Origin of the sequence: Streptomyces sp. NPDC051109, from assembly GCF_044455885.1 — a bacterium.
GTDB lineage: Bacteria > Actinomycetota > Actinomycetes > Streptomycetales > Streptomycetaceae > Streptomyces.
Genome location: NZ_JBITFF010000005.1, coordinates 1 through 10,792 on the forward strand (window position 1 = coordinate 1; position 10,792 = coordinate 10,792).

A 10,792-nucleotide genomic window follows, 5' to 3' on the forward strand; every position below is an offset into this window, starting at 1 on the left:
AACACCCCAGACCCTTCGTCTGGACAAAGACGGCCGACGAGATCCTCGACAAGGTCGCCGCCTACTGCCGACGAATCTCTGACTCAGATCACTAGGGGGTTTCTCGTCGATCAGGCCGGATCAGGGAGCGGCGCCCGCCGCCGCGAGCCCGGCATGATCGGCGAGGCACCCCCAGGGGCACAGAAGGGCCGGGCACCCGAAACGGGAGCCCGGCCCTTCTCACGCGTGGCCTGGTGCCGCCTAAAGCCCCTGCCACGCCGGCTTGTCGGCATAGGTGTGCCGGAAGTAGTCCGCCAGCTTCAGCTTCGACGCGGCGGCCTCGTCCACGACGACCGTCGCGTGCCGGTGCAGCTGCAGCGCGGAGGCCGGTACCAGCGCCGACAGCGGGCCCTCGACGGTCTGCGCGACGGCCTCCGCCTTGCCCTCGCCCGTCGCGAGCAGCACCAGGTGGCGGGCGTCGAGGATGGTGCCGATGCCCTGGGTGATGACGTGGTGCGGGACCTGGTCCATGTCGTCGTCGAAGAACCGGGCGTTGTCGACCCGCGTCTGCTCCGTCAGCGTCTTGATCCGGGTGCGCGACGCCAGCGAAGAGCACGGCTCGTTGAAGCCGATGTGCCCGTCCGTGCCGATGCCGAGCAGCTGGAGGTCCACCCCGCCCGCCTCGGCCAGTGCGCGGTCGTACGCCTCGCACGCGGCCACGATGTCCTCGGCGGAGCCGTCCGGCCCCATGAACGAGGCCTCCGACAGGCCCAGCGGCTCCACGACCTCGCGCAGCACGACCGCGCGGTAGGACTCCGGGTGCCCGGCCGGCAGGCCGACGTACTCGTCGAGCTGGCAGATCCGCGCCTTGGAGACGTCGACCGCACCGGCCCCGACCTTCGCGGCCAGGGCCTCGTAGACGGGCAGCGGGGTAGAGCCGGTCGCCACACCGAGCAGAGCGTCGGGCTTGCGGCGGACCAGGGCGGCCATGGCCTCCGCGATGAGCTCGCCGCCTGCCTTGGCGTCCGGGACGATGACAACTTCCACGCGGGGCCTGCCGATCTGGAGTGGGACGGGTGTGGTATAGACCAATCTAGCAGAGGTGCACCGCCTCCGGCCGGTCCGTGCACACTCCCGTTCGCTTCCGTCCACTCCCATCGTCGGCCTCCCCGCCGTGACGTGCAGCCCGGCCCCGGCCGGGGGTTCCGGTACGCGGAGGCGGGGCCCGTGCCCGGTGCGCAGCGGCACGTCGGCGTCATGGCCGCCGAGATCGCACGGCAGCCTCGGAGGTCCTCCCGCTCCGGCTCCTCGCCCACGAGGTGGCCGCCGTCCGGGCCGGGACCCGGACGCCCCCAGGGCCCTGGCGGGATCACGGAGACCCGCCGGCGGCCCCGGCGCGCGCCGCTCAGATCAGCGACAGCCGGAGGCCGCCCGTCGCGTCCAGGTGCTGTCCCGTCACCCAGCGGGCGTCCGCCGAGGCCAGGAACGCCACCACGTCGGCGACCTCCTCCGCCGTGCCCACCCGCCCGAAGACGGAGCGGGAGGCCGCGTGCGCCCGCGCGGCGGGGTCCGCCAGCCAGCCGGCGCTGAGGTCGGTGTCCGTGACGCCGGGGCCCACCGAGTTCACCGTGATCCCGCGCGGGGCCAGTTCGGCGGCGAGCGACCGCGTCAGCGCGTTCACCGCGCCCTTGGCCGTGATCGTGGCCAGGATCGCCGGGAGGGCGATCTCGGGGGTGCCGGTCACGTTCACGATCCGGCCCCCGTCCCGGAGCCGTTCCAGCCCGTGCTTGATCACGAAGAACGGCGCCTTGGCGTTGAGCGCATGGACCCGGTCGTACGTCTCCTCGTCGGTGTCCGCGAGGCCGGCGAAGGCGGCGGCTCCCGCGTTGTTCACCAGGATGTCGACCGCGTCGGTGTGCAGCGGGTGGTCCCCGTACGCGGCCCACAGTGCCCGCGCGTCGCCGGGGACCCCGAGTTCGGCTCCGATCGCGAACGCCCGCCCGCCCGCCGCCTCGATGGCCGCGACCGTCTCCTGCGCCGCCGCCCCGTTGTGTCCGTAGTGGACGGCGACCAGCGCCCCGTCCCGGGCGAGCCGCTGCGCCACTGCCCGCCCGATCCCCCGGCTGCCGCCCGTGACCAGTGCCGTCTTCCCCTTGAGCACGCCCATGACGCGCCCCCCTTCAGGATTTGCTAGTGACCGCTACAGAAAGGGACCGTACCAGATTCCGTAACGTCCGCTATAGAATCTGCGCATGGTGACCGGACAACGCGGCAGGCCGCGCTCCTTCGACCGCGACGCGGCCCTCGACAAGGCCATGCTGGCCTTCTGGGAGCGCGGCTACGAAGCGACCTCGATCTCCGACCTGACCGCCTCGCTCGGCATCGGCGCGCCCAGCCTCTACGCCGCCTTCGGCGACAAGCGCAAGCTCTTCGACGAGGTCGTGGCGGTCTACGGCGGCCGGTACACCGACTTCGCGCACGCGGCCCTGGCCGAGGAGCCCACCGCCCGGGCCGGCCTCGGCCGCGTCCTGCGCGAGGCCGCCGAGATCTACACGGACCCGGCCCACCCGCCGGGCTGCCTGGTGATCAGCGCGGCCGTCAACACCACCTCGCAGGAGGTGGCCCAGGCCCTGCGCGAGCGCCGCGAAGCCAACCTGCAGGTGTTCGAGCGCAGGATCCGCGCCGACGTCGCCGCCGGCGCACTGCCCGCCGGTACCGACGCGCAGGCATGGGCCCGCTACGCGCTGGCGGTGCTCATCGGGATGTCCCAGCAGGCGCGCGACGGCGCGAGCCGGGAAGAACTGGAAGCGGTGGCGGAACTGGCGATGGGGGCCTGGCCGCAGTAGCGCGAGCCGGCGGGGGAGGGGTCCCGGAATGCGCCGCACCCGTCGAATTCCCCGCCTCGGATTCCGGGCCTCGGATTCCTCTGGGCCACGGTGCCGGGTCGGGACCCTCAACCCGTCCGGCACCGTAGCCCGGAGTACTTACGGCCGGCGGGTGTGCGGTTCCCGGCGGCCGGTGGGAGGTGCCTGCGCGGTCAGGGCAGAGCGCGCGGCTTACCTCGATCCGTCCTCCTGTGCGGGGAGGGCGGAAGCATAAGGCAATTGTGGACTAGACCAATCTGTTCTGTCCATCCAATGACAGGCTCCGAGATCCCGTCACTTCATCCAACAGTACGCGTCCAGAGCGCCTCCTGGATACTCCTGAGTAGTAGCCGTGGGGAAAGTCATGGCCCATACCCGGGGTACGCTCGGCCCGTGCCCTCCATGAACGACCTCGTACGCCAGCACACCGCTCTCAGTGAAACCGACCTGGAGTGGCTCCACCTGCTGGTCTCGGAGTGGCAGCTGCTCTCCGACCTCTCCTTCGCCGACCTCGTGCTGTGGGTCCCCACCCTGGACGGCACCCGGTACGTCTCGGTCGCACAGATGCGCCCCAACACCGGCCCCACCTCGTACCAGGACGACATGGTCGGCCACTTGGTCCCGCGCGGCCGGCGCCCGCTGCTCGACGCCGCGCTCGACGAGGGCCGGATCGTGCGCGAGGGAGACCCGGAGTGGCGCGAGGAGGTGCCCGTCCGCGTCGAGTCCATCCCGGTGCGCCGCGAGGGCCGGGTACTCGGAGTGATCGCCCGGAACACCAACCTGCTCACTGTGCGTACACCGAGCCGGCTGGAGCTCACCTACCTCCAGTCCGCCTCCGACCTGGCCCAGATGATCGCGGCCGGCTCCTTCCCGTTCCCCGGCCAGCAGGTCGACATGGACGCCTCCCCGCGCGCCGGGGACGGCCTGATGCGGCTCGACGCCGACGGCGTGGTCACGTACGCCTCCCCGAACGCGCTGTCCGCGTACCACCGGCTCGGCCTCGCCGCCGACCTCGTCGGCCAGCACCTGGGCACCACCACCGCCGAACTCGCCCCCACCCGCGGCCCCGTGGACGAGGCGATCGTCAAGCTCGCCAGTGGCTGGGCCCCGCGCGAGACCGAGGTCGAGGGCAACGGCGGGGTCATCCAGCTGCGCGCCATCCCGCTCAAGCCCAAGGGCGTCCGGATCGGCTCTCTCGTCCTGTGCCGGGACGTGACGGAACTGCGCCGTCGCGAACGCGAATTGATTACCAAGGACGCGACCATCCGGGAGATCCACCACCGGGTGAAGAACAACCTCCAGACCGTGGCCGCCCTCCTGCGGCTACAGGCCCGCCGGATGGATTCCGAGGGCGGCCGCGAGGCGCTCAACGAGGCCGTGCGCCGCGTCGGTTCGATCGCGATCGTGCACGAGACGCTCTCTCAGAACCTGGACGAGCGCGTCGAGTTCGACGAGATCGCCGACCGCGTGATCGCGATGGTCGCGGAGATCTCGCCCGGCAAGGTGGAGTGCCGGCGCACCGGCCGGTTCGGGATCCTCGACGCGGAAGTCGCCACTCCGCTGTCGATGGTGCTGACCGAGATCCTCCAGAACGCCCTGGAGCACGCGTTCACCCAGGGCGAGGGCGGCCGGGTCGAGGTGTCCGCGACCCGCACCGGCTCCGGTCGCGCGGACGGCCGGCTGCTGATCACCGTGCTCGACGACGGTTCGGGCCTGCCCGAGGGCTTCGACCCGCAGCGCGCCGGGAACCTCGGACTCCAGATCGTCCGGACCCTGGTCGAGGGGGAGCTCGGCGGCACGTTCGACATGCTCCGGGCCGAACCGCGCGGCACCAAGGTCGTCCTCGACATCCCCGCCAGCCCGCAGAAGTAACGATCGTTCGGTCACTCAACGTGACCGAACTGCGAAGTCCCCCTCGGACAGCACTGAGCCCCGGACCGAAGACTTCTCGGTCCGGGGCTCAAGAGCACGTTGCTGAGCGCTGGTGTGGTGTTGCTACGCGCTGCGGCTCGAGGCTCGAAAGTCGATGTCAGGCGGTGGCGTTGCGCGCCCGATTGCGAGCGGCGCGGCGCTTCATCGCGCGGCGCTCGTCCTCGCTGAGACCGCCCCAGACGCCGGAGTCCTGACCGGACTCAAGCGCCCACTGCAGGCACTGCTCCATGACGGGGCAGCGGCGGCAGACGGCCTTGGCTTCCTCGATCTGCAGCAGCGCAGGACCGGTGTTGCCGATGGGGAAGAAGAGTTCCGGGTCTTCCTCGCGGCAAACGGCGTTGTGACGCCAGTCCATGGCTGCTCCATCTCCTTGTATTGCGGGCAGGTTGCTTGTGAATGTGAACGCTTTCACGAATCCCCCCGTGAGGGAAGGGCGACCGCCCAGTTTCCTGGAAGGTCAGTCAGGGACTCGTGGAGGGGTTCTGGCGGTCTGTGTGGGTGCCGGGTGCTGCGGGCTGTCCCGATCGCCATGAAGAGATTCGCAAACCTCGGACGGGGATACAACCCCTTCCGGAAAGTTTTTTTTGATTCGTCGGTGTCTACTAGGTCACAGCCCTACATCGTGAGGGTGGACCGGCGTGTAAACGTTCGAGTGAAAGGACTTTTGGCCCTTCCACTCACACAATCACACGCAGTGCACGGCGTACGCCTGTGAACCGAACGCTGGTGCGCAGACCGAGGTGGTCTCCGTCCATCTGGAACGGAAGTGGAACCTTCGAATGCAAGGTGAAGTCCGTCAGATCGTGCAGAGACACCGCATGCTTGCCGCGCGGGCCGCGCTCAGGAGTCGAGGTCAGGAGCTGTGTCGCGTAGCGGGCGACGGTCGGAGTTGACAAACGGTTGAGTGCCAGTACGTCAAGCGCAGTATCGAACGACGCCTCGGGAGACGCGTAAATCGGACGATTCCCCAGATACGTCCACGGTGAGGTGTTGCAGACTATCGACAGCACCAGGTCCGTGACGGGATCCGCGCCGGGACGCTCCAGCGTCACCGCGCCGTGGCGCCGGTTCGGCTCGTCCCAGAACTGGCGCATCAGCTGTCGTACGTACAGGGCGTGTGTCGAACGCTTGCCGCGTTCCCGCTGCTGCTCGACCCGGCCCACCACCCCCGCGTCGAAACCGAAGCCCGCGCAGAACGTGAACCAGCGCGCCGGAACCGACTCGTCCTCCGTGCCCGGCGTGCCGGCCGCCAGCCCCAGGCCCACCGTCCGCTCGCGCTGCTCCCGCAGCGCGTCGAGGAGGGCGCCGGTCGCCTCGACCGCGTCGTTGGGCAGTCCGAGCGCGCGGGCGAACACATTGGTCGAGCCCCCCGGAACCACGGCCAGGCGCGGCAGCCGCTCGGGGTCGGGCCCGTTGTGCAGCAGTCCGTTGACCACCTCGTTGACCGTGCCGTCGCCGCCGAGCGCCACGACGAGGTCGATGCCGTGCTCGGCCGCCCTGCGGCCCAGGTCCCGGGCGTGCCCGCGGTACTCGGTGGTCACCGACTCCAGCTTCATCTCGCTGGCCAGGGCGTGGGTGAGGACGTCGCGCGTGCGCGCACTGGTGGTCGTTGCTGCTGGGTTGGCCACGAGAAGTGCACGCATGACCGCCAGCCTACCGACCCGTACGGACGCCGCCCATACTGCCCGTCACCTACGGGGCCGCGGGGGCGCGGCTACCCTGCTGGGGTGAGTACGAAGCCCACCTCCGCCCCGGCCCAGCCGACCGCCCCGCTGCCCGGACGGCTCACCGCCGCCGCGGCGCTGACCGCCCTGGAAGGCCTGGCGCTGGCCGGCCTCGGCGTGTACATGCTCTTCGTGGGCATCGCCGGCGACCCCGACTCCCCGCAGCAGGCCGAGACCGGCGGGGTCACCCTGCTGGTGCTCGCCGCGCTGCCGCTGATCGCGGCCCGCGGGCTGCGGCTGGGCCGCCGCTGGAGCCGCGGGCCCGCGCTGATCACCCAGCTGATGGCGCTGCCGGTGGCCTGGACCCTGTACTCCACGGGCGGCGCGATGATCGCCGCAGCCGTGGCGCTGGCCGTGGCCGCGGTGGCCGTCGTGGCCCTGCTGGTGAACCCGACGGCGACCGAGGCGCTGGGGATCGGGCCCGGCGAGCAGACCCGATAGCCCGTATTCCGTACTCCCTTACTCCCTTACTCCTCGACGAGGAGCTTCTCGCGCAGCTGGGCCAGGGTGCGGGCCAGCAGGCGGGAGACGTGCATCTGGGAGATGCCGACCTCCTGCGCGATCTGCGACTGGGTCATGTTGCCGAAGAACCGCAGCAGCAGGATCCGCTTCTCCCGCGGGGGCAGTCCCTCCAGGAGCGGCTTGAGCGACTCGCGGTACTCGACCCCCTCCAGGGCCTCGTCCTCCGCGCCCAGGGTGTCCGCCACCGCCGGCGACTCGTCGTCGGTGTCGGGGACGTCCAGCGAGAGCGTGCTGTAGGCATTGGCCGATTCCAGCCCCTCCAGCACCTCCTCCTCGGAGATCCCGAGCCGTTCCGCGAGCTCGTGGACGGTGGGGGAGCGGCCGTGCTGCTGGGACAGCTCCGCCGTGGCCGTGGTCAGCGAGAGCCGCAGCTCCTGCAGGCGCCGCGGCACGCGCACGGCCCAGCCCTTGTCGCGGAAGTGCCGCTTGATCTCGCCGACCACGGTGGGCGTCGCGTACGTGGAGAATTCGACCCCGCGGTCCGGGTCGAACCGGTCCACCGACTTGATCAGGCCGATGGTGGCGACCTGGGTCAGGTCGTCCAGCGGCTCGCCCCGGTTGCGGAACCGCCGGGCGAGGTGCTCCACCAGCGGCAGGTGCATCCGCACGAGCCGGTTGCGCAGCTCCGCCTTCTCCACCGAGCCGTCGGGCAGGGCCCGCAGCTCGATGAACAGGGCCCGGGCCCCGCTGCGGTCGCGCGGATCGGGCAGCACCGGGGGCACCGGCAGCACCGGCGGCCCCGCCTCCGCCTGTGCCCCTACCGGTTCCGGTTCCGTGTCCGGGGCCGTGGCAGCGGCCCCGGGTGGCTGTGAGACGTGTGGTTCTTCGTGCTGGTTCTCGCTCATAGGGCCCGCCCGTCGCTCCGCCGAGTCCAAAAAGCCGTCTTCCGCTTCCGCGTCAGCCGGGTGCGGCCGGGCGTGCTGCTGCTCCGGGATGCCGCCGTCGACCTCATGCAGTACCCGGGGCCGATCCCCGCCCCGCACCGGGATCTCCCCGCCGCTCACGCCGGGCCTGGACCCGCGCCGCGCTGTTTGTAGAGGCTGATGCTCACCGTCCGGTCCTCCTCGACCGTGGACTCGACCTTGCCGGCCAGAGCCGACAGGACGGTCCAGGCGAACGTGTCGCGCTCGGGCGCGCGCCCGTCCGTGGTCGGTGCGGAGACCGTAACCTCCAGCGAGTCGTCGACCAACCGGAACACGCAGCTGAGGACGGAGCCCGGCACGGCCTGTTGGAGCAGGATCGCGCAGGCCTCGTCCACCGCGATGCGGAGGTCCTCGATCTCGTCGAGGGTGAAGTCCAAACGTGCCGCGAGGCCGGCCGTGGCCGTTCGCAGCACCGACAGGTAGGCACCCGCAGCGGGCAGCCGGACTTCCACGAAGTCCTGGGTCCCGGGCTCGCCTGCGATCTGGGACACCCTCACCTCCAAGGTGGTACGAGCTCTGTTCGCCGGTGACGCTATCGCGATCCGGGCGATCGTGTCGCGGCACCCCTCATGGGGCCCGTTCCAGGCGCCCCCGCCTACGGCCAGTGACTGATGGTATGCCCTTGGGTACGCACAGTGGCTAGGGGTCTGCGGGCCCAAATCAGGGGAACCGGCGGAGGGTTGACCTACCCCGCCTCAGACGATCGAACCGTCGACATAACACCACCGCCAGGTCTCGCCCGGCTCGAAGCTCCGCATGACCGGATGGCCGGTGCTCTGGTGGTGCGCTGTGGCGTGCCGGTGCGGGGAGGAATCGCAGCATGCCACGTACCCGCACTCCAAGCACATCCGCAGCTGCACGGGGTGGCTGCCGAGCACCAGACATTCGGAGCATGTCAGGGCAGTCGGGACGGGCTCGGGGCGCGGCAGTTCGGGAACGTGGGTGCACTCGCTCATGATTGCCAGCGTACTGACGTGCGGGCGCCGCAGGACGACATGCCGATCAGCCACGACGAGCGAGGGTGGATCTTCGATGGAGGTATTGCCGCTGGTGGCGCTGGTGGCGTGCAGCGCGATCGTTGCAGGGGCCGCTCGCTGGACGCGGGTGCCCGCGCCCCTGCTGCTGGTCGCCGCCGGATTGACGGCCTCGTACATCCCGGGCGTGCCCTCGTACGCCCTCGACCCGCACATCGTGCTGCCGCTGCTGCTCCCGCCACTGCTGTACACGGCCGCCGTGGACAGCTCGTACCTCGACCTGCGGGCGAACATCCGGCCCGTGGCGCTGCTGTCGGTCGGATACGTGCTCTTCGCGACGGTCGCCGTCGGGTACGCGGCGTACCTGGTGGTGCCGGGGGTGTCGCTGCCGGTGGCGCTGGTGCTGGGCGCGGTGATCGCGCCGCCCGACGCGGTGGCGGCGACGGCGATCGCCCGCAAGCTGGGGCTGCCGAACCGGATCACGACCATCCTGCAGGGCGAGTCCCTGGTGAACGACGCCACCGCGATCACCGCGTACAAGGTGGCGCTGGCCGCGGCGGTCGGGGTGAGCGCCGGCTGGGCGGGCGGGATCGCGGAGTTCCTGCTGGCCTCGGTGGGCGGTGTCGGCGTGGGCCTGGTGCTGATGGTGCCGATCCACCACCTGCGCAAGCGGCTGCGGGAGCCGCTGCTGCAGAACACGCTGTCGCTGATGATCCCGTTCGTGGCGTACGCGGCGGCCGAGCGGGTGCACGCCTCGGGCGTGCTCGCGGTGGTCGTGGTGGCGCTGTACCTGGGGCACCGGAACTGGCAGGTCGACTTCGCGACCCGGCTCCAGGAGGAGGCGGTGTGGAAGATGATCGCCTTCATCCTGGAGTCGGTGGTCTTCGCGCTGATCGGCCTCCAGCTGCCGGTGGTCCTGAAGGGGGTCGCGGAGTACGAGGGCTGGGACGCGGCCTGGTACGCGCTGGCGGTGTTCCTGGCGGTGGTGGTGGCCCGCTTCGTCTGGGTGTTCCCGGCCACGTTCGTACCGCGGCTGTCGGAGCGGATCCGGACGCGGGAGCCGGACACCAACTGGAAGGCGCCGGTGATCGTGGGCTGGGCCGGGATGCGGGGCGTGGTCTCGCTGGCGATCGCGTTCTCGGTGCCGATCAGCGTGCCGCACCGGAACCTGATCCTCTTCCTCACCTTCACGACGGTGATCGGCACGCTGGTGGTGCAGGGGCTGACGCTGCCGCCGCTGATCCGGCTGCTGCGGCTGCCGCAGCGGGACGCGCAGGCGGAGACCCTGGCGGAGGCACAGGCCCAGAGCGAGGCCTCGCGCGCGGCGGAGGAGAGGCTGGCGGAGCTGCTGGCGGAGCCGGAGAACGCGCTGCCGCCGCCGCTGGCGGAGCGGCTGCGCACGGTGATGGAGAGGCGCCGCAACGCGGTCTGGGAGCGGCTGGGCGAGGTCAACCCCGTCACCGGCGAGTCGGCGGACGATGTGTACCGGCGTCTGGCGGGGGAGATGATCGCGGCCGAACGCGAGGTCTTCGTGACCCTGCGCGACCGCCGCCGCATCGACGACGAGATGCTCCGGAACCTGCTCCGCAGACTGGACCTGGAGGAAGCGGCGGCCTACCGCGAGGACGCGGCCTGATCCCCCGCCCGGGCAGCGGGACGGCCCCGTCGGCGGCCCCGAGGCTCGGGCCATGACGCTGATGAACGCAAGCGCTGCTGCTGCCTCGCGGCGGCGGTGGTGACGGCGGCGGCAGCGGCCCTGTCCGCGCGGCGAAGGGTGCTGCGGCCTGCGGCCTGCGGCCTGCGGCCTGCGGCCTGCGGCCTGCGGCCTGCGGCCTGCGGCCTGCGGCCTGCGGCCTGCGGCCTGCGGCCTGCGG

Annotated in this window: 11 protein-coding genes; 4 read left to right on the plus strand and 7 right to left on the minus strand. The window is 71.2% G+C overall.

Translation table 11 applies throughout. The annotated features are described in order from the left end of the window. Positions 1-240: 240 nt before the first annotated feature. Both nagB and ACIBAD_RS11135 read right to left on the minus strand, forming a co-directional pair. Positions 241-1,026, minus strand: coding sequence for a glucosamine-6-phosphate deaminase (gene nagB / locus ACIBAD_RS11130; RefSeq protein ID WP_398905961.1), 786 nt, complete (start codon positions 1,024-1,026; stop codon positions 241-243). 358 nt (positions 1,027-1,384) lie between these two features. Beyond that, on the minus strand, positions 1,385-2,146 hold the full coding sequence (locus tag ACIBAD_RS11135; RefSeq protein ID WP_398905962.1) for an SDR family oxidoreductase: 762 nt from the start codon (positions 2,144-2,146) through the stop codon (positions 1,385-1,387). An 85-nt stretch (positions 2,147-2,231) separates the two neighbouring features. Here ACIBAD_RS11135 and ACIBAD_RS11140 point away from each other — a divergent pair, with 85 nt between their 5' ends. Both ACIBAD_RS11140 and ACIBAD_RS11145 read left to right on the plus strand, forming a co-directional pair. Further along, positions 2,232-2,825, plus strand: a complete 594-nt coding sequence (locus ACIBAD_RS11140) for a TetR/AcrR family transcriptional regulator (RefSeq protein ID WP_134071358.1) — start codon at positions 2,232-2,234, stop codon at positions 2,823-2,825. Positions 2,826-3,245: 420 nt separating this feature from the next. Beyond that, positions 3,246-4,715, plus strand: a complete 1,470-nt coding sequence (locus ACIBAD_RS11145; RefSeq protein ID WP_030153591.1) for a sensor histidine kinase — start codon at positions 3,246-3,248, stop codon at positions 4,713-4,715. Positions 4,716-4,872: 157 nt separating this feature from the next. Here the strand turns inward: ACIBAD_RS11145 and ACIBAD_RS11150 are convergent, their stop codons facing one another. Together ACIBAD_RS11150 and ACIBAD_RS11155 are read right to left on the minus strand one after the other, a co-directional pair. Further along, positions 4,873-5,130 (minus strand): WhiB family transcriptional regulator, encoded by a 258-nt coding sequence (locus ACIBAD_RS11150; protein WP_004937597.1) that lies wholly within the window; start codon positions 5,128-5,130, stop codon positions 4,873-4,875. Between the two features lie 322 nt (positions 5,131-5,452). Then, entirely contained in the window at positions 5,453-6,418 is a 966-nt protein-coding gene (locus ACIBAD_RS11155) for a diacylglycerol/lipid kinase family protein (RefSeq protein ID WP_398905965.1), read from the minus strand. 84 nt (positions 6,419-6,502) lie between these two features. Between ACIBAD_RS11155 and ACIBAD_RS11160 the strand changes: the two genes are divergently transcribed. Continuing rightward, entirely contained in the window at positions 6,503-6,940 is a 438-nt protein-coding gene (locus ACIBAD_RS11160; RefSeq protein WP_398905967.1) for a hypothetical protein, read from the plus strand. A 26-nt stretch (positions 6,941-6,966) separates the two neighbouring features. Here ACIBAD_RS11160 and ACIBAD_RS11165 read toward each other — a convergent pair whose 3' ends face one another. The 3 genes from ACIBAD_RS11165 to ACIBAD_RS11175 form a co-directional block, all read right to left on the minus strand. Beyond that, positions 6,967-8,025 carry an RNA polymerase sigma factor SigF gene (locus ACIBAD_RS11165; RefSeq protein WP_134071354.1) on the minus strand — a complete coding sequence of 353 codons (1,059 nt, stop codon included), beginning with the start codon at positions 8,023-8,025 and terminating at the stop codon, positions 6,967-6,969. Next, positions 8,022-8,435: an anti-sigma regulatory factor gene (locus ACIBAD_RS11170; protein WP_030153599.1), complete on the minus strand. Its 414-nt coding sequence runs from the start codon at positions 8,433-8,435 to the stop codon at positions 8,022-8,024. Before ACIBAD_RS11170 ends, ACIBAD_RS11165 begins: the two co-directional genes overlap by 4 nt. A gap of 204 nt (positions 8,436-8,639) precedes the next feature. Then, positions 8,640-8,900 (minus strand): UBP-type zinc finger domain-containing protein, encoded by a 261-nt coding sequence (locus tag ACIBAD_RS11175; RefSeq protein WP_053691843.1) that lies wholly within the window; start codon positions 8,898-8,900, stop codon positions 8,640-8,642. A gap of 76 nt (positions 8,901-8,976) precedes the next feature. Between ACIBAD_RS11175 and ACIBAD_RS11180 the strand changes: the two genes are divergently transcribed. Continuing rightward, positions 8,977-10,554: a Na+/H+ antiporter gene (locus ACIBAD_RS11180; RefSeq protein WP_134071352.1), complete on the plus strand. Its 1,578-nt coding sequence runs from the start codon at positions 8,977-8,979 to the stop codon at positions 10,552-10,554. Positions 10,555-10,792: the final 238 nt, after the last annotated feature.